This window comes from Aurantimicrobium photophilum, from assembly GCF_003194085.1.
Lineage (GTDB): Bacteria > Actinomycetota > Actinomycetes > Actinomycetales > Microbacteriaceae > Aurantimicrobium > Aurantimicrobium photophilum.
In genome coordinates, this window is the sequence record NZ_CP023994.1 from 1,406,979 (window position 1) to 1,427,403 (window position 20,425).

The 20,425-nt window shown below is 57.0% G+C and carries 21 protein-coding genes and 1 tRNA gene; 8 read left to right on the forward strand and 14 right to left on the reverse strand.

What is annotated here, in order from left to right; all coding sequences use genetic code 11:
- Positions 1-96: 96 nt before the first annotated feature.
- The 3 genes from AURMO_RS07020 (at position 97) to AURMO_RS07030 (ending at position 2,758) form a co-directional block, all read left to right on the forward strand.
- Positions 97-789, forward strand: a complete 693-nt coding sequence (locus AURMO_RS07020; protein WP_110234394.1) for a response regulator transcription factor — start codon at positions 97-99, stop codon at positions 787-789.
- A 90-nt stretch (positions 790-879) separates the two neighbouring features.
- A complete protein-coding gene (locus AURMO_RS07025; RefSeq protein WP_110234397.1) occupies positions 880-2,331 on the forward strand; it encodes a sensor histidine kinase in 1,452 nt (483 codons plus the stop codon).
- Between the two features lie 136 nt (positions 2,332-2,467).
- Complete coding sequence (locus tag AURMO_RS07030) at positions 2,468-2,758, forward strand: WXG100 family type VII secretion target (RefSeq protein ID WP_110234399.1); 291 nt, start codon at positions 2,468-2,470, stop codon at positions 2,756-2,758.
- A 64-nt stretch (positions 2,759-2,822) separates the two neighbouring features.
- Here AURMO_RS07030 and groL read toward each other — a convergent pair whose 3' ends face one another.
- From groL to AURMO_RS07085, 11 genes are all read right to left on the reverse strand, one after another.
- Positions 2,823-4,442: a chaperonin GroEL gene (gene groL, locus AURMO_RS07035; RefSeq protein WP_110234401.1), complete on the reverse strand. Its 1,620-nt coding sequence runs from the start codon at positions 4,440-4,442 to the stop codon at positions 2,823-2,825.
- A gap of 175 nt (positions 4,443-4,617) precedes the next feature.
- Positions 4,618-5,652: a DUF3048 domain-containing protein gene (locus AURMO_RS07040; protein WP_162532700.1), complete on the reverse strand. Its 1,035-nt coding sequence runs from the start codon at positions 5,650-5,652 to the stop codon at positions 4,618-4,620.
- A gap of 69 nt (positions 5,653-5,721) precedes the next feature.
- Positions 5,722-5,925, reverse strand: coding sequence for a cold-shock protein (locus AURMO_RS07045; RefSeq protein WP_110234406.1), 204 nt, complete (start codon positions 5,923-5,925; stop codon positions 5,722-5,724).
- Positions 5,926-6,054: 129 nt separating this feature from the next.
- Positions 6,055-6,603, reverse strand: a complete 549-nt coding sequence (locus AURMO_RS07050; protein ID WP_110234408.1) for a LytR C-terminal domain-containing protein — start codon at positions 6,601-6,603, stop codon at positions 6,055-6,057.
- A 12-nt stretch (positions 6,604-6,615) separates the two neighbouring features.
- The gene (locus AURMO_RS07055) at positions 6,616-6,873 is read right to left on the reverse strand and encodes a DUF3263 domain-containing protein (protein WP_110234410.1); all 258 of its coding nucleotides are present in this window, start codon (positions 6,871-6,873) and stop codon (positions 6,616-6,618) included.
- A 1-nt stretch (position 6,874) separates the two neighbouring features.
- A tRNA-Thr gene (locus AURMO_RS07060) sits at positions 6,875-6,947 on the reverse strand.
- 37 nt (positions 6,948-6,984) lie between these two features.
- On the reverse strand, positions 6,985-7,896 hold the full coding sequence (locus AURMO_RS07065; RefSeq protein ID WP_110234413.1) for a DsbA family protein: 912 nt from the start codon (positions 7,894-7,896) through the stop codon (positions 6,985-6,987).
- A gap of 86 nt (positions 7,897-7,982) precedes the next feature.
- The gene (gene rlmB, locus AURMO_RS07070; RefSeq protein ID WP_110234415.1) at positions 7,983-8,978 is read right to left on the reverse strand and encodes a 23S rRNA (guanosine(2251)-2'-O)-methyltransferase RlmB; all 996 of its coding nucleotides are present in this window, start codon (positions 8,976-8,978) and stop codon (positions 7,983-7,985) included.
- Positions 8,968-10,374, reverse strand: a complete 1,407-nt coding sequence (gene cysS, locus AURMO_RS07075; protein ID WP_110234417.1) for a cysteine--tRNA ligase — start codon at positions 10,372-10,374, stop codon at positions 8,968-8,970. The genes rlmB and cysS overlap by 11 nt, the downstream gene beginning before the upstream one ends.
- 25 nt (positions 10,375-10,399) lie before the next feature.
- Positions 10,400-11,575, reverse strand: a complete 1,176-nt coding sequence (gene ispD / locus AURMO_RS07080; protein WP_110234419.1) for a 2-C-methyl-D-erythritol 4-phosphate cytidylyltransferase — start codon at positions 11,573-11,575, stop codon at positions 10,400-10,402.
- Positions 11,576-11,602: 27 nt separating this feature from the next.
- Entirely contained in the window at positions 11,603-12,085 is a 483-nt protein-coding gene (locus AURMO_RS07085) for a CarD family transcriptional regulator (protein WP_110234421.1), read from the reverse strand.
- Positions 12,086-12,277: 192 nt separating this feature from the next.
- Between AURMO_RS07085 and AURMO_RS07090 the strand changes: the two genes are divergently transcribed.
- The gene (locus tag AURMO_RS07090) at positions 12,278-12,772 is read left to right on the forward strand and encodes a hypothetical protein (RefSeq protein ID WP_110234423.1); all 495 of its coding nucleotides are present in this window, start codon (positions 12,278-12,280) and stop codon (positions 12,770-12,772) included.
- A 61-nt stretch (positions 12,773-12,833) separates the two neighbouring features.
- Here AURMO_RS07090 and AURMO_RS07095 read toward each other — a convergent pair whose 3' ends face one another.
- The gene (locus tag AURMO_RS07095) at positions 12,834-13,580 is read right to left on the reverse strand and encodes a phosphoglyceromutase (protein WP_110234426.1); all 747 of its coding nucleotides are present in this window, start codon (positions 13,578-13,580) and stop codon (positions 12,834-12,836) included.
- Between the two features lie 33 nt (positions 13,581-13,613).
- On the opposite strand from AURMO_RS07095, the gene AURMO_RS07100 reads away from it, so the two are divergent.
- Complete coding sequence (locus AURMO_RS07100; RefSeq protein ID WP_110234428.1) at positions 13,614-14,429, forward strand: class I SAM-dependent methyltransferase; 816 nt, start codon at positions 13,614-13,616, stop codon at positions 14,427-14,429.
- Between the two features lie 5 nt (positions 14,430-14,434).
- Here the strand turns inward: AURMO_RS07100 and ygfZ are convergent, their stop codons facing one another.
- Positions 14,435-15,583, reverse strand: a complete 1,149-nt coding sequence (gene ygfZ, locus AURMO_RS07105; RefSeq protein ID WP_239406817.1) for a CAF17-like 4Fe-4S cluster assembly/insertion protein YgfZ — start codon at positions 15,581-15,583, stop codon at positions 14,435-14,437.
- 244 nt (positions 15,584-15,827) lie between these two features.
- Here ygfZ and AURMO_RS07110 point away from each other — a divergent pair, with 244 nt between their 5' ends.
- The 3 genes from AURMO_RS07110 to AURMO_RS07120 are packed head-to-tail and all read left to right on the forward strand — an operon-like array spanning position 15,828 to position 19,667.
- Positions 15,828-16,517 (forward strand): winged helix-turn-helix transcriptional regulator, encoded by a 690-nt coding sequence (locus AURMO_RS07110; protein WP_110234430.1) that lies wholly within the window; start codon positions 15,828-15,830, stop codon positions 16,515-16,517.
- Between the two features lie 37 nt (positions 16,518-16,554).
- Positions 16,555-18,723 (forward strand): RNA degradosome polyphosphate kinase, encoded by a 2,169-nt coding sequence (locus AURMO_RS07115; protein ID WP_110234432.1) that lies wholly within the window; start codon positions 16,555-16,557, stop codon positions 18,721-18,723.
- On the forward strand, positions 18,720-19,667 hold the full coding sequence (locus AURMO_RS07120; RefSeq protein ID WP_110234435.1) for an NUDIX hydrolase: 948 nt from the start codon (positions 18,720-18,722) through the stop codon (positions 19,665-19,667). The genes AURMO_RS07115 and AURMO_RS07120 overlap by 4 nt, the downstream gene beginning before the upstream one ends.
- Before the next feature lie 111 nt (positions 19,668-19,778).
- On the opposite strand, the gene AURMO_RS07125 is transcribed toward AURMO_RS07120, so the two are convergent.
- Positions 19,779-20,408 carry a DNA-directed RNA polymerase subunit beta gene (locus tag AURMO_RS07125; protein WP_110234437.1) on the reverse strand — a complete coding sequence of 210 codons (630 nt, stop codon included), beginning with the start codon at positions 20,406-20,408 and terminating at the stop codon, positions 19,779-19,781.
- Between the last annotated feature and the right edge of the window lie 17 nt (positions 20,409-20,425).

The following is a 20,425-nucleotide window of genomic DNA, read 5'->3' on the forward strand; positions in this document are numbered from 1 at the left end:
CCTAACTACTGGGAATACGCCTGAGTTCAGCGTGCGCACAGTTCGCTGTCTAAAAACTCTCAGGTTACATTCAGGAAACAGTCAGATACTAGAGACATGGAAAATCCACGAATCCTCATAGTTGATGACGAACCCAACATTAGAGACCTCCTGACCACAAGTCTTCGGTTCTCCGGGTTCAACGTTCAGGCTGTTGGCAACGGCGCAGCCGCGATCTCGGCAGTACTCGCTGAAGAGCCCGACCTGATCGTGCTCGACGTGATGCTTCCGGACATGAACGGTTTCTCCGTGACCAAGCGTTTGCGCTCGGCCGGATATACCGCACCCATTCTCTTCCTCACCGCAAAGGACGACACCCAGGACAAGATCATGGGCCTCACCGTCGGTGGCGATGACTACGTGACCAAGCCGTTTAGCCTCGATGAGATCGTGGCTCGTATCAAGGCCATCCTCCGCCGCACCATGCAGGCAGATGAAGAAGCCCTGATCCGTGCTGGTGAAATCTCGATGGACCAGGACACCCACGAAGTGGTTGTGAACGACGCTGTGGTTGAACTCAGCCCCACCGAGTTCAAGTTGCTGCGTTACCTCATGCTCAACCCCAACCGCGTGCTCAGCAAGGCACAGATCCTCGACCACGTCTGGGAATACGACTTCAACGGTGACGCCGGAATTGTGGAGTCGTATGTCTCCTACCTGCGTCGCAAGCTCGATGCCGTCTCGACCGAACCCCTCATTGCCACCAAGCGTGGGTTCGGCTACATGCTCAAGGTTGCCAAGGCTTCCTAAGCACCCACACCTCCAATGCTGAAAGGGCGAGACCACCGGGTCTCGCCCTTTCAGCATTTCCCCACCTAGAACCTGCTTAGATTGCTACTGATGCCTTTCAATTTCAACGACCGATGGAACGCCATCTCCTTGCGCACCAAGGTGACCGGCGTCACTGTGTTGTTGTTGACAATCGGTTTGCTGGTTTCGGGTATTGGAACCATGGCGATGCTCAAGCCCGCCCTGATTGGGCAGCTGGACACCCAGCTTCAATCAGTGCATCAGGACCTCTCCAGCGTGCTTCGCCTGAGCAAAACAGGTACGACCGATCAGACAGCTCCCACGGACTACTACTACGCGGTCTATAGCGCTGGTGGTGTGCTGCTGGAGCAAAACTGGACGGACAAGCCTGAGGCTATCCGTCCCCAGCTCGCAACTGGTATCACGGTTGATCAAGCCACCACCTTAGATGGTGCCATTTTCCCGGTGAGGTCCAGTAATGGCCGAACACTTTTTCACGCCATTGCTGTCCCCGTGACCTTCGATGACGCCACCGGCACCCTCGGCACCGTCGTTGTTGCACTTTCCACCGCGGGCGTGGACAAGCTGATGACCACCTACCTCAGCATCTTCTTAGGCCTCGGTATTGCCATCGTGATCGTGGGAGCGTTGCTCACCCGCTTCTTGGTCACCACCACCTTCGCCCCCTTGCGTGAAGTGGAAGACACGGCGGTTGCTATTGCCGATGGTGACTTGAGCTTGCGTCTGCCCTCCACGGCACCCACAAATACTGAAGTGGGGCGACTCAACCGCTCCCTCAACATCATGTTGGGCAGGATTGACCGTGCCTTCGCGGACCGTGCACGCACGATTGACCAAATGCAGCGCTTCGTCGGCGATGCCAGCCATGAGCTGCGCACTCCCCTTGTTTCCGTGCGTGGTTATGCTGAGCTTTATCGCATGGGTGCACTCCAAACGCCTGAAGAAATTGGTCAGGCCATGGAGCGCATTGAGAAAGAAGCCATCCGAATGGGTGCGCTGGTTGAAGACTTGCTCGAGCTCGCTCGCATGGATGAGACGCGTCCACTGGAGATAAGCAAGTTTGATCTGTTGAAGATCGCTCATGATGCAGCACTCGATGCCCGCGCATTCGACCCTGAGCGCACCATCACTGTCGAGGGTGACTCAGTAGAAATACTGGCTGCAGAGAACAAGATTCGCCAGGTTGTCACCAACCTGATGGGTAATGCTCTTCGCTTTACTGAGTCGGGAACACCACTCGAGCTGGTCGTCTCCCACGATGAGGCAGCAGGCGAAGCCACCATCTCAATCGTCGATCACGGCGACGGTATTCCTAAGCAAATTCGCGAGAAGATCTTTGAGCGCTTCTACCGTGCAGACAACTCTCGCGCCCGCGAAACCGGCGGTAGTGGTCTAGGACTGGCCATTGTTGCTTCCATTGTGAAGGCACACCAGGGACGTATTAACGTCACCGCGACCAAGGGTGGCGGCGCCACGTTCTCGGTGACTCTTCCTGTCGTCCACACCCCTGTTCAGGACTAACTCCTCCACAGCTATAGCTGAAGCGCTCTAGGGACCCCACAAGATCTCCTATCTTGGCCTCAGAGCGCATCCGACCCGCAGCACTCCCCCCTCCGCTCAGGGGTCGGATGCGCTCTCCTTACCTCTAGGAGAACTCATGCCCGTCTTTCACGTCGACAGCGAAGCTGTCTCCCATGCCAGCTCAGCTGCACAGCAGTCCATCTCTCGAATTCAGAGTGAAGTTCTCGCCCTGCACTCGCAGCTGAGTAATCTGCAAAGCTCCTGGAGTGGCACTGCAGCAACAGCCTTTCAAGCTGTGGTCTCCGAGTGGCATCTCACCGCCCAACGCGTAGACGAGAGCCTCAGCTCCATCAACCACGCACTCTCCCTGGCTGCTCAGCAATACATGGACATTGAGCAGGCCACGGCCCGAATGTTCCGCGGGTAACCGCAGAGACAAAAAGAACGCCTCCCCAATCGGCGGGGAGGCGTTCTTTGTGGTTTATCTGGACTTAGAAGTCCATGCCACCTGAGGGGTCACCCATGGGGGGTGCTGCCTTCTCAGGCTTCTCAGCAACAACTGCCTCAGTGGTGAGGAAGAGAGCTGCGATAGAAGCTGCGTTCTGCAGAGCCGAGCGGGTTACCTTAGCTGGGTCAATAATGCCCGCAGCCAGAAGGTCAACGTACTCGTCAGTTGCAGCGTTGAGGCCCCAACCGATTGCCAGTGAACGAACCTTGTCGACGACAACGCCGGGCTCGTGACCTGCGTTGAGTGCAATCTGACGCAGAGGAGCTTCAATAGCTACCTTCACAATGTTTGCACCGGTTGCTTCGTCACCAGTCAGCGAGAGCTTCTCGAAAGCAGTCTTGCCAGCCTGGATCAGTGCAACACCACCGCCGGGGACGATGCCCTCTTCAACAGCAGCCTTAGCGTTACGGACAGCGTCCTCAATGCGGTGCTTGCGCTCCTTGAGTTCAACTTCAGTAGCGGCACCAGCCTTGATCACTGCAACACCACCGGCGAGCTTAGCCAGGCGCTCCTGGAGCTTCTCGCGGTCGTAGTCGGAGTCGGTGTTGTCGATCTCGGCACGGATCTGAGCTACGCGGCCAGCAATCTGGTCTGCGTCGCCAGCACCTTCAACGATGGTGGTCTCGTCCTTGGTGATAACAACCTTGCGAGCCTTACCCAGCATGTCGAGTTCAACGTTCTCGAGCTTGAGGCCGACTTCTTCAGCGATGACCTGACCACCGGTGAGGATGGCGATGTCCTGAAGCATGGCCTTGCGGCGGTCACCGAAGCCAGGAGCCTTGACGGCTACCGACTTGAAGATGCCACGGATCTTGTTGACCACGAGGGTTGCGAGTGCTTCGCCATCGACGTCTTCCGCGATGATGAGCAGCTGCTTGCCGGTCTGGATGACCTTGTCCACGATGGGCAGCAGGTCCTTGATGTTGGAAACCTTGCTGTTCACGATGAGGATGTAAGGGTCCTCGAATACTGCTTCCTGACGCTCTGGGTCAGTCACGAAGTATGCGGAGAGGTAACCCTTGTCGAAGCGCATACCTTCGGTGAGCTCGAGCTCGGTGCCGAAAGCGTTGGACTCCTCAACGGTGACCACACCTTCCTTACCGACCTTGTCGATAGCTTCAGCGATCAGTGCGCCGATCTCGGGGTCAGCAGCGGAGATAGAAGCGGTAGCTGCGATCTCTTCCTTGGTCTCAACTTCCTTAGCGTTGTTGATGAGTTCCTCGGAAACAGCTGCAACAGCCTTCTCAATGCCGCGCTTGAGCGAAATGGGGTCTGCGCCAGCAGCTACGTTGCGAAGACCTTCGCGAACGAGTGCCTGAGCGAGAACGGTAGCGGTGGTCGTTCCATCACCAGCGACGTCATCAGTCTTCTTGGCAACTTCCTTAACCAGCTCTGCGCCGATCTTTTCGAATGGGTCGTCCAGTTCGATTTCCTTCGCGATGGACACACCATCGTTAGTAATCGTGGGGGCGCCCCACTTCTTTTCGAGGACGACGTTGCGTCCGCGTGGGCCAAGGGTGACCTTGACGGTGTCAGCAAGGATGTTCAGACCGCGCTCTAGACCGCGACGTGCCTCTTCATCAAAAGCAATGATTTTTGCCATGGTTGTTTTTCGTCCCTCCCGGACGTCAGAAATACTGCAGGGATTAGCACTCAATTCAATCGAGTGCTAACTCAATATTGGCACTCTCCTGCACCGAGTGCAAGTGCGTACGCGGTCAGCGAAAGCATGAAGTCCACCCTCGCTGGGGTGGGCTTCATGCAGTAACTGGAATGAACTAACCGGCGATGTTGACAGTGCCACCGGTGACATAAGACTCAAGCGGAACCATCTCGATCCAGGTGTTACCAGGAGCCAGGCGAATAGTCACGCCATTGTCACCCTTGAACACGATGGGAGCCGCAGTCGCTGCCTTGCTCCAGGTGCCGTGAACGACCTTGCCGCCACTGAGAACGAAGAGTTCACCCGAATCAACCATGCGGGTGCGGGGAACGCCGACGAACTCGTCCACGTTCACACGCATGATGACGACGTTGGCAGCAGAAAGCTGAGCTCCGGTGAGGTCAAGGTCAGGACCTTCCCACTGGGTGCGCAGGTAACGACCAGCACCGTCATAGGTCCAGGTGTTGTCAGAGGAGTTACTGAAAATGCTCTGCACCGATGTAGCTGGAGTTCCATCAAGTACTGCGGTCGAGGTTGCCAGCGAACCTGCATATGCCCACTGCTGAGCAGGTGCAGCCAGGCCGGCGTTTGCCGCAATGACTTCCTGTGCGTGCAGCATCAGGTTGTAGGGAGCAACGTTGTAGTCGTTGCGGTACATCGCAGGATCGTTCTCGGTGACGTTGACCAAGCCGGTGTCAACGGCAAGGTCACGGGTTTCCTGAGCGCCATAACCGGAGTACGCAATGATGCCGCCAAAGGGGGCAGCAATGTCTGCGTCCATGGGGCGCAATGAGCGGACAGGACCCACGCTGACGGGAACGTTCGAGTTCCAGATGCTCACGTAACGGGTGATGCCACCCTCCACGATTTCTTCGAAGACCACGTCAGCCTGGTTGAGGCCATCCTGTGGCTCACACGCAAAGACGTTACAGATCTTCACAGACAGCGCAGGTCCCACAGCAGTGCCTTCGGCTAGTGCCACACCGGTCAGGGGTGCATAAGCAATGGGCGCCGGCGCCTTATAGGTCGACTTGTAGTCAGGAGTTGCTGGGCCGCTGGCACCGCCAGAACAGGCCGCCAAGCCGAGCGCCAAAGCACTCGCAGCTGCTACACCAACAACACGGGAAAGAGTTCGCGAAAAAGTAGTCACGGGCAAAGACTAACGCCGCCCACATTCGTGGACGGCGTTAGCTCGGGCGTGCCCGAATATTACGAGGCTTTAAGCCAGTCGAACCGACTCAGCCTGAGGACCCTTGTTTCCGGTACCGATTTCGAAAACAACCTTCTGACCCTCTTCGAGGACCTTGTAGCCGTTCATGTCGATAGCGGAGTAGTGGACGAATACGTCCTGCTCGTCGCCGTCTACGGTTACAAAACCGTAGCCCTTTTCAGCGTTGAACCACTTAACGGTTCCAGTGGCCATGTGTAACTCCAATTGCAGTATCCCAACCGACACACACAAATCGCTTGTGCCGTTGGTCTCACACTACTGGGGAATAGCACAAAACAGTTAGCCTTACCTAACTTTTAAGTGTCGCGATATGACAACGATTTAGCCGGCGTGGTCCTGTCCCACAACCAAAGTGAGTTGTGCGGAGCTCTCAATGTACTTATCGGTGAGCTTAATTTCGCCGTATCCCAGAGTCTGGGCAAGGCCTCGGGCAGCACCTTCCAGGGTGGGGTTGCCGTAGTAGATAAAGGTTTTCTCTGCCGTTTCACTGGCGTTGGACTTGGCTCCAACGGTCCAGCCTTCGGCAGCAATCTGGTCACCCACGGCGGTGGCAATACCGGTTTCACCGGTGGCGTTCAGCACGTTAACGACCGAAGCAGGATCAACCGTCGGAGCAGCAGTAGCTTTCGGCGTAGCTGAAGCTGCCGCCGTAGGTAAGGCGAAGATACTCTCGAAATCCTTCATGCTGATGCTGTCACTCGTGACGATGAGTGTTCCCACACCGCCCACGACAAGAACGCCGGTGGCCAAAGCTGCCCAGGCGAATGGAACAAAGCCTGCACCGCGGCGCTTGGGCGCACGGTGAACACCGCGACGCTCTCCACCGGGGGTGAGGTCGTCGAACTGGTCGCGAACTGTTTTCTCAGACATGGCTCTATTCTTTCAGTTCTTTTCTGATGAATCAGGGTTAATCCGCTTCTGGCGTGAGCTGCGACGGTCATCCCGGACGCGCTTCAGCCGTTTCACCAGCATGGGGTCGTAGGCCAATGCAGCTTCTGAATCCATCAGCTTGCCCAGTACTTGGTAATACCGAGCAGGTGACAAACCAAAGGTTTGTCGAATAGCGTCTTCTTTGGCACCGGGGTGCTGCCACCATTCACGCTCAAAGTCGAGAATGGCACGATCACGCTCGTCAAACACGGGCCGACTATGGGACTCGAACCCACAACCCCCGCTTTACAAGAGCGGTGCGCTACCAATTGCGCCAAGTCGGCTTGCGTGAGGTGAAACTCACCTCACTACCCGTTAATCCTAACCTGCGGCTGGAGTAGCGGGAGTTGTGGAAGCTGACTCACCAGCAACCTGAGTTACGAATGCCAAGAATTCCTTGGGATCCACAATCGAACCGGTGTACACCTTGCCGTTGACCAAGATGGTGGGGGTTCCCACGCCAGCAGCACCGGAATCCTTAGCAGCCTGAGCCATGGGTCCCGTCAGTGCGTAATCTGTAGCCTGAGTAGCCCAAGGGACGAAGGTCTTGTCCTTGATGCACTTGGCAATCTTGGATTGGTTCTGTGGCTTCTGTGCATCAATCAACGCCGTGATCTCGTCATCGTTGAGACCAGGAGTACCTTCCTGAGGCTGGTTAGCGTAGAAAGCCTGGTTGACCTTCCAGAAGGTGTCAGGTGAATAGTTCGCTACACACGCTGCTGCTGCAGTTGAACGAATCGAGTACTTGGTTCCAGCAGACTGGTTGGCCAACATACCGATGGGGTGAAGCTCCAGCGTTGCTGCACCAGCCTCAACCAGTGTCTGCAACTGTTCTGCGTTAGCAGCATCAAATGCCTGACATGCAGGGCACAGGTAGTCCTGGTAAACCTCGATGGCCACGGTGGACGAACCAGGCATAGGAAGATTAGCCACTGGGTCAGCACCTGGGGAACCTGCTTCGCTCAACACGGCAGCCATGTTGGCACCGCTGAGAACGATTCCATCGCTGGCCATATTGGCAGGGCGAGGACCTTCCTTGGGTGCCGAGGTGGCAATGGTTGAGATGAAGAGGGCAGCGATAGCAATGACCGCAACGGCAACTCCACCTTGAATAAAGAGTTTGCGACGCTTGTCGTTCTTGTGCTGTTGTTCGCGAAGTTCTTTAGCCTTCGCACGAGCAGCTTCACGCTGCTGGTTTCGAGTAGGTCGGTTGCCGTGGGATCCGGTGCTCATTCTCGTTTTCTCCAATATGTGGGGGACGTAATTCGACGTAGGTCAACACGTAAGAAGCTAGATTACGTGTGAACGCTGGGAAATTGCTAAACGCCAGCTGAGCGCAGGCGTGCTACTTCATAGAGAGCAACGCTGGCAGCAATACCGGCGTTGAGGGACTCCGTGCTTGCTGAGATGGGAATCGAGACAATTGCATCGCAATTGTCGGTGACCAACTTAGACAGGCCTTTACCCTCGTTCCCCACAACGATGAGCAAAGGTCGATCTGCAAGTTCAAGACCGGGCAGCATGGTGTCTCCGCCGCCGTCGAGACCAATCACGAAAACACCCTGGTCTTTGAAGGACTTGATGGTTGCAGTGAGGTTCGCAGCCATGGAAACCGGCAGGCGCGCTGCCGCACCTGCAGAGGTCTTCCATGCAGCAGCGGTCACACCCACTGAACGACGTTGAGGCAGGATGATGCCGTCGCCACCGAACGCGGCTGTGGAACGAATAATCGCACCCAAATTACGAGGGTCAGTAATGCCATCGAGCGCAACGAACAGAGGTGCCTTCTTGGAATCGAATGCCTTCTCCAACAGGTCGTTGGGGTGGGCATATTCGTAAGGAGGAACCTTGACGGCCACGCCCTGGTGAACCGAGTCATATCCGCCCATGCGGTCCAACTCTGGCTTCATCACTTCGAGGATAGGAATGCCGCGCTGAGTGGCGATCGACAGCATCTCCTTGACGCGGTCATCCATCTCGATACGAGTGGCGATGTAAAGGGCGGTTGCAGGAATTCGAGCACGAAGTGCCTCGAGTACCGAGTTACGACCGGTTACAACCTCGGTGTCATCGTTGGCCTTGCTGCGCTTAGGCGCAGCCTTGCGCTGACCGTCAACTGTGTTGCGGTTGAGCTTGCCCATCGCAGCCAGCTTTTCGCGACGGATCTTGGCCTTTCCCGCAGGGTGCCATTCGCGGTCTTCTGCCTTGGGGGTTGGACCCTTGCCTTCAAGTGCACGGCGGCCAAGACCGCCGGTGCCTTTGACGGGACCCTTACCTGATTTGCGGACTGCTCCAGCCCGAGGCTTACCTGCCATTGAAACTCCAATGTGCCCCGTTGGGGGTGTCTTCGATCGTGATTCCAGCCGCGGCAAGTCGCTCGCGGAGAAGGTCTGCGGTGGCGAAGTCCTTATTCGCGCGTGCGGCAGCACGTGCCTCAAGGAGTTCAGCCATCAAGAGATCCAGGGCAGCATCGCCTTGGGAAGAATCGGTTGCCCAGGCAGCATCCAGAGGGTTTACGCCCAGCACATCCAGCATCGCCACAACCTCAGCTGCCTGAGATGCAGCAGTGGCAACATCTCCAGAATCCAGCGCGCTGTTACCTGAGCGAACCAGCTCAAAGACCACCGCGAGCGCTGCAGGGATGTTGAGGTCATCGTTCATCGCGGAGCGGAACGCGGCAGGAACATCAGCAGAGGCAAGTTGTCCCGCGTCACGAATGACCCGGTCCAGGAATCCTTCGATACGTTCAAAGGATGCCTTCGCTTCTGCGATAGCGCCGTCGTGGAGTTCGAGAGTGGACCGGTATTGAGCAGAGCCCAAGAGATAGCGCAAGACAACTGGCTTGGCTTTATCCAGCAGATCAGCAGCGAAGACCGAGTTGCCCAGAGACTTACTCATCTTCTGGCCGCCCACGGAAACCAGTCCGTTGTGCAGCCAGTACTGAGCGAAACCATCTCCGGCTGCAGCAGATTGTGCGAGCTCGTTTTCGTGGTGAGGGAAGCGCAGGTCGAGGCCACCTCCGTGAATATCAAAGGACGTGCCCAAGTACTTCGTCGACATGGCCGAGCACTCGATGTGCCAACCGGGACGCCCCACTCCCCAAGGGGACTTCCAGGAAGCCGACTCAGGGTCGCCTGCCTTGTGACCCTTCCACAGAGCAAAGTCTTGAGGAGCCTTCTTGCCACGTGGATCTGCATCTGCGGCAGCTTCCATTTCGGCAGGCTTCTGGTTGGTAAGTTCACCATAGTTAGACCACGAGGCAGTGTCGAAGTAGACGTCACCTGAGTTGTCTGCAGCAGGGTAAGCGTGGCCGCGCTCGATGAGGCGCTCAATGATCGCGATCATCTCAGGGATACTTGCGGTGGCACGAGGTTCGTATGTAGGGCGCTGAATGCCGAGCAGGTCATAGGCGGCAGTGAACTCTGCCTCCATGCGATAGGCCAGTGCCCACCACTCTTCAACGCCGCCAGCCTTGGCATTGTCGAGAACCTTGTCGTCGATATCCGTGACGTTGCGCACCAAAGTGACCTGGTAGCCCTCGTGGGTTAGCCAGCGGCGCAGCTGGTCATAGACCAGGGCGCTGCGCAGGTGTCCCACATGGGGGCTCGACTGCACGGTGGGTCCGCAGACGTACATTCCCACTCGACCTGGGGTCAGAGGAGAAAAGTCCCGAAGGGCTTGCTCCTTCGAGTCGAAAAGACGAATACTCACGTGTTTAGCCTACCTGCGAGCGCGCTTAGCGCTGGCGAACAAGGGCTGTAGCAATAGCGGCAACACCCTCACCACGGCCGGTGAAACCGAGGCCATCAGTCGTGGTGGCGGAGACAGAAACAGGTGCTCCAACCCACTCGGTCAGAACTGCCTGCGCTTCTTCACGGCGAGGACTAAAGCGGGGCTTGTTGCCAATCAATTGCACCGAGACATTGATGGGTTCAAACCCTGAAGCGGCAAGAAGTTCAATGGTGCCCCGAACGAAGACTTCACCCGAGGCATCCGCATAGGCAGGGTCAGCAGTGCCGAAGCGGGAACCAATGTCTCCCAGACCTGCAGCAGAGAGAAGTGCGTCACAGATGGCGTGTGCCACGGCATCGCCATCGCTGTGGCCAGAGAGTTCTTTCTCTCCAGGCCAGTGCAGACCAGCAAGCCAGAGGTTTTCAGCCTCACCAAAGGCGTGAACATCGATACCGGTGCCCACACGGTGGGTGTCTGGAATACCACCGAGCACTTGGTGTGCACGGTTGAGATCCCAAGCAGTGGTGATCTTAAAGGCGACCTCATCGCCAGGAATGGTGGTCACTGCTCCCCCATTCGCAGCAAAGACTGCTGCATCGTCGGTGTAGTCAGAGGAACCAGCAGCGGCGTAAGCCGCTTCCAGTTCAGCACGAGGGAAACCCTGTGGAGTCTGAGCTGCACGCAATTGGTCACGATCAGCAATACCCAGCACACCGCCGGTGACATCAACCTGTTTGAGAGAATCCACCACAGGTAGCGCCGGAACAATGCCTGCACCAGTTGCTTGCACAGCCATATCCACATCGGCGAACAACGTGGTGGGCGTCAGTGCACGAGCAGCGTCATGCACGAGCACTACCTCTACTGAGGACTGCACCGCTGCAAGACCTGCAGCGACCGAATCATGACGAGTAGTGCCACCGTTAACGACAGAAACCAGTTCCTCTAAACCAGGAGCAACCTTGTGGGCAATCGCTTCGGCATCAGCAACAAAGTCTGCTGGGGCAACGACAACAACCTGCACCGGGTAGGGCAACAAGATGATCGAGCGCAATGAACGCTCAAGAAGGGTCTGACCAGCAAGGTCAACAAACGCCTTGGGAAGTGCAGCACCTAAGCGGGTACCACTTCCTGCGGCAACGACAATGACAGCCGTCGATATGTGCAGGTCACCAGACATGCTGAACTCGCCTGCCCACTCGCGTTGTTAGGACGCGAGAACCTCGTCGAGGAAGTCAGATGCCTTCTCTTCGTCGGTCTTCTTCGCCAGGGCAAGCTCGGAGATGAGGATCTGACGTGCCTTTGCAAGCATGCGCTTCTCACCAGCGGAGAGTCCGCGGTCCTGGTCGCGACGCCACAAGTCACGAACAACTTCAGAAACCTTGATGACGTCACCGGAAGCAAGCTTCTCCAGGTTTGCCTTGTAACGGCGAGACCAGTTGGTGGGCTCTTCGGTGAAAGGAGCACGCAGAACTTCGAAGACCTGCTCAAGGCCTTCCTTGCCGATCACGTCGCGAACACCTACGAGGTCAACGTTCTCGACAGGAACCTTCACAGTGAGGTCACCCTGAACCACGTGGAGGGTCAAATAAACCTTTTCAACACCCTTGACTACGCGCTTCTGTACTTCGGTAATCTTCGCTGCGCCGTGGTGAGGGTAAACAACTGTTTCGCCAACAATGAACTGCATAAGTGTGGAGCTCCCTAAAATCAATACCCAGTTTACCACGGCTTACTGACAGTCTTATCGGAGCCGACTTCCCACTGAGCGGTGCTGCATCTTCGGTCGTCAATGCCGCGATGCGATAAGCTCAAAGCGAAGATTTTTGCGGAATTTCTGCCCTGAATTGGGCGCCGCTCTCACACTCTGGAGGCTTTCGTCGTGAAGGTTCGTATTGTTGTCGCTGCTGCTCTTGCTGTTGGCGTTGCCTTGGGTACCGCTGGTTGCAACCTGATTCAGCCACAGGCCACAACAACCCCCTACGACGCAAGTGACGGCGTAGGCATCAACGTGGGTGACCTTCAGCTGCGCAACCTGATGATCATCAGCGACAACGGCGAAACCGGCAACCTTCTTATGGGTGCAGCTAACTCCACCGGTGAGGATGTGGAACTTCACATTGGTTTCGTTTCTGGCGGCACTGTTGTTGACGGACACCTCGACGTCCCCAGCAATGACAAGCAGGTCACCTCATGGGGTTCCGGTAGCGAAGACCGCATCATTCTCGGCGGCATCAACACCATTCCTGGTGGACTTCTCGAAGTAGCTTTCGAAGCTAACGGCGAGACCAAGACCGTTCTGGTACCCGTTCTCACCTCAGCTCAGCCTGAATATGAAGGTCTCGAGCCCAAGAAGGTCACCAAGATCTCTAAGTAATCGAATTACACAAGAACACCCCCGGCCAGTGGCCGGGGGTGTTCTTGTGTAAAGGCTGTGACTACTTCTTGTTGCCCTGAGCAGCAACAGCGGCAGCGCCAGCTGCAGCAGCCTCGGGGTCCAGATACTCTGCTGGGCCAAGTGGGCGGAAGTTCTCGTCCAATTTGTACACCAGAGGAATACCGGTAGGAATGTTGAGCTCAGCGATGTCGTCATCAGAGATGCCATCGAGGTGCTTGACCAGTGCGCGCAGCGAGTTGCCGTGAGCGGTGACCAGAACAGTCTTGCCTGCAGCAAGGTCCTTGGTGATGTCAGATTCCCAGTAGGGAATCATGCGGTCAATAACGTCTTTGAGGCATTCTGTCGTAGGAATCGCGCCATCGATGCCGGCGTAACGCACGTCGTTGATCTGAGAGAACTCGTTGTCGTCTGCAATGGGTGGTGGTGGCACATCAAAAGATCGACGCCAGGTCTGGAACTGCTCGGGACCATATTCAGCCAAGGTCTGTGCCTTGTCCTTGCCCTGCAGAGCACCGTAGTGACGCTCGTTGAGACGCCAGCTGCGCTTGACGGGGATCCAGAGACGGTCAGCGGTGTCCAGTGCGAGGTTTGCGGTCTGGATAGCACGGCTGAGGACCGAAGTGTAAAGAACGTCAGGAAGAACACCTGATTCTGCAAGAAGTTCACCAGCGCGCTTGGCTTCGCCAACGCCCTGGTCGCTCAGGCGAACATCAACCCAACCTGTGAACAGGTTCTTCTGGTTCCAGTCGCTATTACCGTGTCTCAGCAAAATCAAAGTGTGCGTCATAGCTCCAGTTTATTGGGTGGTTAACTGGTGAGCATGCCCGTGGGAAACATCACGCGTGGGACAACCAACGCCAATCGCTTGCGCCGAGTAGACCGGTGGATTCAAACTTGGCCTGCCCTGCGCACCACAAGTGACCCCCTCGTCATTGACTTGGGCTATGGCGCCAGTGCTGCCACCCCGGTCGAACTGGCCACCAGACTGCGCAAGACCAGGGCAGAGGTAGAGCTCCTTGGGTTGGAGATTGACCCCGAACGCGTCACCATCGCGAAAAAGGAACTTTCCCGCTGGGAAAAAGAACACCTCATCACCTCCGACCAAGCACAGGGCATTTCTTTTGCTCGCGGTGGCTTCGAAGTCCCCGTTGCAAAGAACAGGCAACCTGTCGTCATCCGTGCTTTTAATGTCTTGCGTCAATATGACGAGCCAGAAGTCCAAGCTGCCTGGGACATGATGGTCGCCCGACTTCAGCCTGGCGGTGTTCTGGTGGAGGGCACCTGTGATGAGATTGGCCGCATCTCTAGCTGGATTGCCATCACCACAGACGGCCCCCAAACCCTCAGCATTGCCCTCAAGCTCGACACCCTCGAGGTTCCCTCAATCGTGGCCGAGCGTCTACCCAAGGCACTCATTCACCACAATGTCCCCGGCGAGCGCATCCATGAGTTCCTCACGGCTCTGGATAAGCAGTGGCTCACTCATGCACCCTTAGGAAGTTTTGGAGCCACTCAGCGCTGGATTGCCACAGCCCAAGGCATGAAAGAAGCAGGGTGGCCCATCATCGGCAACAAGAGCCGCTGGCGTTTGGGCGAGATCACCGTCGCTTATGAGGCGGTCACTTCAGGCAGGTAGGCAAATTAGCCTTCGCGTTTCACCGCACCGAGGCGTGGGAGCCTCGGAACGTTGGCGGTGCGACCAGCTTCCGGTGGAACGATAACCACCTGTGTTGCGGGAATACGTGTTCCCTCAGCATCAACGACAAGCTCTGACTCGGTGTTGGCATTGCGCTTCAAGATAGCCAGAGCAATGACGCCTTCTTCGAAGTGGCGTGCAGCACTCGTGATGTGGCCAACCTCAGTTTCCCCATCCAGCACTGCTGCACCGGCCTCGGGCAGAACAACGTCCACCCCATCCAGGCTCAGGAATGCGAGGCGGCGAGGTGGGTGGCCAAGGTTGTGCACCTTGGCCACGGTTTCTTGACCGCGGTAGCAGCCCTTGTTGAGGTGGACTGCTGTGCGCAGCCAGTCAAACTCGTGAGGTAGAGCGTTGTCATCACCTTCAGCGGCAATGCGTGGACGCCAGGCAGCAATACGCAGTGCTTCTAAGGCGTCAGTACCAGCGAAAGAGATCACTCCTGCGGTGGCCAGGTCAACTAATTCGTTCGCAGCACTGCGAGGAACAACAGCTTCGCTGTAGTTCCAGTGTGTGCCGGGGTGTTCTTGAGCTGAGTACTGCCAGCCACCTTCGGCGACTTCATTCCAGGGGTCGTGCCAGATCACGGGGACATCAGCAGGTTGAAGAATGAGCGGAACCAAAACGTCTGGAAGTTCACCAAAGTAACCGAGGGTGAGCATCTCCGCGCTGCGGTCGATGATCTCGACCTGCTTCATGAAGCGCATCTTGAGCAGCCACTTTGTCAGCTCTGCTGATCGGCCTTCATCAACAAGGAGCCATGTGGTCTGACCATCTTCGAACACACGCATGGCGTGCTGAACGTGACCGTGGGGGTCGAGCAGAAGTGTCTCAGCACTCTGACCGGGTTTGAGATTGTCCAGGCGTTGACTCAGCAGAGAATCCAACCAGCCCAAGCGGTCTGGTCCAGAAACCTCAATCACACCGCGATCAGAAAGATCAACCAGTGCACTGCCTGCGAGCAGGCTGCGCTGCTCAGTCAGGCTGTTGCCATAGGCGGAGGCAACGCCAGTAGCTCCGACAATTGCGCCAGGAAGCGCCGTCAGAGGAGAGGGTGGCATGTCGCCGGAAGCCGACGAGGCATCGTCAGCCATGAGATGCGCTTAGCGCTGTCCCTTGAACAGCTTGTACACAACGATGCCGGAGATCCAAGCGATGGCCAGACCGGCAACACCCAGCAGGCCGATGAAGAAAAGTTCGAGTGCGAGAAGCATGTGACCATCATATTCCGAGGGTGGTCGTTAACCGGTAACTCGGCATTCCACACTGAGGAATACGAAATCTGGATGAAACACAAGACATTTAGGCTATTAACACCAAGTGAGACGAGGTGACCGTATGGCCAGCATCATGATTCTCGCCGCGCGCCACAACGCGGAAGTCCTTCCCGCGCTTGGATTGCTCTCACACCAGGTCAAGACCATCCCTGCAGAACCTGCACAACTGGTCAGTGCCCCTCACAGTGACATCGTCATGGTCGATGCTCGCACCGACCTAGCCAGCGCCAAGAGCTTGTGCAAGATCTTGCAGGCCACCGGCCTGAGTTCACCCCTTCTTCTTGTCATTACTGAAGGCGGTCTTGCTGCTGTCAGCCCTGACTGGGGTGTGGCAGATGTGATCCTGGACTCGGCAGGCCCCGCTGAAGTAGATGCTCGTATTCGCCTGGCTTTGGGCCGCGCTAACCAAGATGCACCTTCTGAGGCACGAATCTCTGCCTCCGGCATCGTGATTGATGAAGCGTCCTACTCGGTCAAGGTCCACGACAAGCCCCTGGATCTCACCTATAAAGAATTTGAGCTTCTGCGCTTCCTGGCAACCCACCCTTCCCGTGTCTTCACGCGTGAGCAGTTGCTCAGCGAAGTCTGGGGATATGACTACTTCGGTGGTACTCGAACCGTGGATGTTCACGTTCGTCGCCTGCGCGCCAAACTCGGCGATATGGAGCAGGTCATTGGCACCGTGCGCAACGTGGGCTACCGCTTTAACGTGGCTGAAGAAACCCACGAGCACGCTTCGGTAACCTCCTAGTTTCTTTACGGTCACCTGCCCGTGCCAGTATGAATGTATGGCTCCGCACGAAACAGATATCGACGCCCCTGACGTCGACGATGACTTTGATGAAGTCATCCTCAAGCCTTCTGCGGATTTGCCTGCCGACCGCTTCCTTGACCGAGAGCTGAGCTGGCTCGCGTTCAACCAGCGCGTGCTGGAGTTAGCTGAAGATGAGAAGCTCCCGCTGCTCGAACGAGCCAACTTCTTGGCCATCTTTGCCAGCAACCTGGACGAGTTCTTTATGGTGCGGGTCGCAGGTCTCAAGCGCCGCATCATGACCGGTTTGGCGGTGCCCACCAACATTGGCCGAGCACCCGGTGATGTGCTCGCAGATATTTCTGCACGTGCCCACGAACTGCAGTTACGCCATGCCAAGGTGTATCACGACAGTGTGAAGCCAGCCCTCTCCGAGGCAGGCATTCAGGTAGTCACCTGGGGTTCGCTCGATGAAGCAGACCACGAGATTCTGCACCGCTACTTCACCGACCAGATTTTCCCGGTGCTCATGCCACTGGCTGTGGACCCTGCACACCCCTTCCCTTACATCTCTGGTCTGTCCCTCAACCTCGCTATTCGCGTGCGCAACGCGAAGACCGGAACTGAGGAGTTTGCGCGCCTCAAGGTTCCACAGATGCTGCCTCGCTTTGTGCGCGTAGACAGCCGTGAAGGCGTGGCCAGCCTGCGCTACATCGCCCTTGAAGATCTCATTGCGAACCAGCTGCAAGATCTCTTCCCCGGCATGGAGATTCTCGAGCACCACACCTTCCGTGTGACCCGCAACGAAGACGTCCAGATCGATGAGGACGAGACAGAAGACCTCATCCAGGTCCTCGAAAAGGGTCTCCTGAAGCGCCGCTTCGGTCCCCCCATTCGCCTCGAGGTGGGCGAAGAAATGGATCCCACCACGCTGGATCTACTCATCCGTGAACTCGATATCACTGAGCAAGAGGTGTATCGCCTACCTGAGCCTTTGAACCTCGGTGGACTGTTTGAGATTGCTGGCATCAAGCGTCCTGACCTGCACTACCCACCCCACGTTCCCACCACTGCTGCGGCACTCACCACAGCAGAGGCGAACGAACCCCGCAGCATCTTTGCCTCCATTCGCCGTGGTGATGTGCTGCTGCACCACCCCTACGAATCGTTCTCCACGAGCGTGCAGTCGTTCTTGGAGCAGGCTGCTGCAGACCCCAACGTGCTCGCTATCAAGCAGACGCTCTATCGCACCAGCGGTGACAGCCCGATTGTTCAGGCACTGATCAATGCGGCTGAAGCGGGCAAGCAAGTCCTAGCTTTGGTCGAGATTAAGGCCCGCTTTGACGAGCAGGCCAACATCAGTTGGGCTCGCAAGCTCGAGAAGGCCGGCGTTCACGTGGTCTATGGTTTGGTGGGCCTGAAGACCCACTGCAAGTTGGCCTTGGTGATCCGCCAAGAAAAGGGCGAGCTCAAGCACTACAGCCACATCGGCACAGGAAACTACAACCCCAAGACCAGCCGACTCTATGAAGACTTCGGTCTGCTCACCGCAGATCCTCAGGTGGGTAAAGACCTCACGCGCTTGTTCAATGAGCTCTCTGGCTACGCCATCGAGAAGAAGTTCAAGCGTCTACTGGTTGCTCCCCTGCACCTGCGCAAGGGACTTCTCAAACTCATCCACCAGGAGACCACGAATGCCCAGGCAGGCAAGCCTGCCCGCATTCGGATCAAGATCAACTCCATGGTGGACGAGAAAATCATCGATGCGCTCTATCTGGCCAGCCGAGCTGGCGTTCAGGTGGATGTCTGGGTTCGAGGCATCAGCTCCATCAAGGCTGGGGTTCCTGGTTTGAGCGAGAACATCCGTGTTCGCTCCATCCTGGGCCGTTACCTCGAGCACTCTCGTATCTTCATTTTTGAGAACGCCGGAGACCCTCAGGTCTACATCGGCAGTGCCGACATGATGCACCGCAACTTGGATCGTCGCGTAGAAGCGCTCGTGCGCCTGCCCAACACAGAACACATCACTGAGTTGGATGAACTCTTCAATCTGGCCATGGATGACGCAACGGCGTCATGGTGGCTAGAGTCAGATGGTTCCTGGTCACGTCACACTGTTGACGCCTCAGGAGCAGCTCTCATCGATTTACAAGATCACCTGATGAAGAGCATGAGTAAGCGTCGTCGCCCAGGAGGACATCGATGAGCACCGCCCACCCCACAACTGTGTATGCAGCAGGTGCTGTTCTCTGGCGCATCATCGGTGATGATGTTCATGTTCTTGTCATTCACCGCACCGAGCACAAAGACATCTCCCTGCCCAAAGGCAAGGTTGACCCGGGCGAAACTCTCCCCCAGACCGCTGTGCGCGAGATTCGTGAAGAAACCGGCATCAAGGTTGCCCTTGGTGTTCCCCTCGGCGCAACCGAATACGTCATGCCCAATGGCAAGAACAAGTTCGTACAGTACTGGGCGGCCGAAGTGACCACCAAGGCGATTCAGAAGTCCAAGTTTGTCCCCAACGATGAGGTCGCTGCTCTCGAATGGCTCCCGCTTGCTTCTGCCCGTGGCGAGCTCAGCTATGAGCCCGACAAGGAAATCCTCGATAACTTTGCTGCACTGGTCAAAGACGGTGTCACCAAGACCTTCGCCGTTGTTGTGCTTCGTCACGGCAAGGCCACATCGCCTTCCGACTGGCGCGGTGAGGACGCAACCCGTCCCCTCACCGAGCGTGGTCTCACCCAAGCCCACGGCATCGTTCGCACCATTGCTGCGTGGAAGCCTAAGCGTTTCATATCCAGCACGGCAGCTCGCTGCAAGGCCACTATTGCTCCCGTTGCCAAGGCACTGGGCAAGGACGTCAAGTCCACCAACAAGATCAGCCAGGACGCCTTTGAAAGCGGCAAAGCAGATGTGCGCTCCGTGGTGGGACAGGTCGTGCGCAAGCGTAAGAGCAGTGTTATCTGCACCCACGGCCCCGTTGCCCCCGCAGTGATTCGTGAGCTTGCCCTCGCCACCGGCACTCCACGGTCAGCGGCACTCGACGAAGCCAGCATGCTCGACACCGCGTCCTTCACGGTTGTTCACCTGAGCTCGACCCACCCCTCCTCCGGCATCATTGCCGTGGAGACGCACGACTCTCAGCTCTAAATCTGCACAGGGCATGAAAATGCCGAACCGCAGTGAACGCCTCTCGGCGGAAGGCCGCTCGCAGCGGCGAATATTGGAGCCCGGGGTTACTACGGTCCGGCACTGACCAGATTAGTCCAGCGCCCCGTCACGCCACAAACGAGCACACACAGCAAGCTCATGAGCTGTTTGAGTGAGCCTAGATGCCTGCAGAGTAAGGGTGGTGGCACGTTCTGGATGCGCCGCATCTGACTCGTTGGCCACAGCCGTACAGCCAGCAGAAACGATCCGGCAGAACGCGGCGGAGCGATCCAGAGCACCACTGAAGTCTCCCGTAAAGGCACCGTGCAGGATGGTGTCCGCCAGGTTCACCATCTCATCAGGACCTGCGGGTGTGGGAGCACCTGCGACCACGACATCCGCTGTGCTGAGCACAGATAGTCCTTGGCCGAAGAGCACACTCATCTGTGCGGCTTGGGCACGAATCAAGTCTCGAATCAAATACATTCGCCACAGTGCACCGGGCAGAGAGTGTGCGCTGGAGCGAGACCACAACTCAGCCAAAGTGTCGATGCCATTGTCATCTGCAAAGGAGACAACCTTCTCGACAATGTCGGGGTGTGCTTCGTCGCGCACGCGCGAGAGCAAAGCACGAGCAGTGTCATGCGCAATAGCAGAAACCTCTGCGGGGTCATCCCCGCCTTGGAACGCACTGAACTCATGCCCAGCAAAGAGTGCTGGCTTTCGGTAAGGCGCGGTCATGTATTCATTCTCCCCCG

Excerpts from the sequence above, each read along its gene's own strand:
- AURMO_RS07020 (WP_110234394.1), top strand. The coding sequence starts at position 97 with ATGGAAAATCCACGAATCCTCATAGTTGATGACGAACCCAACATTAGA.
- AURMO_RS07025 (WP_110234397.1), top strand. The coding sequence starts at position 880 with ATGCCTTTCAATTTCAACGACCGATGGAACGCCATCTCCTTGCGCACC.
- AURMO_RS07030 (WP_110234399.1), top strand. The coding sequence starts at position 2,468 with ATGCCCGTCTTTCACGTCGACAGCGAAGCTGTCTCCCATGCCAGCTCA.
- groL (WP_110234401.1), bottom strand. The coding sequence starts at position 4,442 with ATGGCAAAAATCATTGCTTTTGATGAAGAGGCACGTCGCGGTCTAGAG.
- AURMO_RS07045 (WP_110234406.1), bottom strand. The coding sequence starts at position 5,925 with ATGGCCACTGGAACCGTTAAGTGGTTCAACGCTGAAAAGGGCTACGGT.
- AURMO_RS07050 (WP_110234408.1), bottom strand. The coding sequence starts at position 6,603 with ATGTCTGAGAAAACAGTTCGCGACCAGTTCGACGACCTCACCCCCGGT.
- AURMO_RS07065 (WP_110234413.1), bottom strand. The coding sequence starts at position 7,896 with ATGAGCACCGGATCCCACGGCAACCGACCTACTCGAAACCAGCAGCGT.
- rlmB (WP_110234415.1), bottom strand. The coding sequence starts at position 8,978 with ATGGCAGGTAAGCCTCGGGCTGGAGCAGTCCGCAAATCAGGTAAGGGT.
- ispD (WP_110234419.1), bottom strand. The coding sequence starts at position 11,575 with ATGTCTGGTGACCTGCACATATCGACGGCTGTCATTGTCGTTGCCGCA.
- AURMO_RS07085 (WP_110234421.1), bottom strand. The coding sequence starts at position 12,085 with ATGCAGTTCATTGTTGGCGAAACAGTTGTTTACCCTCACCACGGCGCA.
- AURMO_RS07095 (WP_110234426.1), bottom strand. The coding sequence starts at position 13,580 with ATGACGCACACTTTGATTTTGCTGAGACACGGTAATAGCGACTGGAAC.
- AURMO_RS07100 (WP_110234428.1), top strand. The coding sequence starts at position 13,614 with ATGCCCGTGGGAAACATCACGCGTGGGACAACCAACGCCAATCGCTTG.
- ygfZ (WP_239406817.1), bottom strand. The coding sequence starts at position 15,583 with ATGGCTGACGATGCCTCGTCGGCTTCCGGCGACATGCCACCCTCTCCT.
- AURMO_RS07110 (WP_110234430.1), top strand. The coding sequence starts at position 15,828 with ATGGCCAGCATCATGATTCTCGCCGCGCGCCACAACGCGGAAGTCCTT.
- AURMO_RS07115 (WP_110234432.1), top strand. The coding sequence starts at position 16,555 with ATGGCTCCGCACGAAACAGATATCGACGCCCCTGACGTCGACGATGAC.
- AURMO_RS07120 (WP_110234435.1), top strand. The coding sequence starts at position 18,720 with ATGAGCACCGCCCACCCCACAACTGTGTATGCAGCAGGTGCTGTTCTC.
- AURMO_RS07125 (WP_110234437.1), bottom strand. The coding sequence starts at position 20,408 with ATGACCGCGCCTTACCGAAAGCCAGCACTCTTTGCTGGGCATGAGTTC.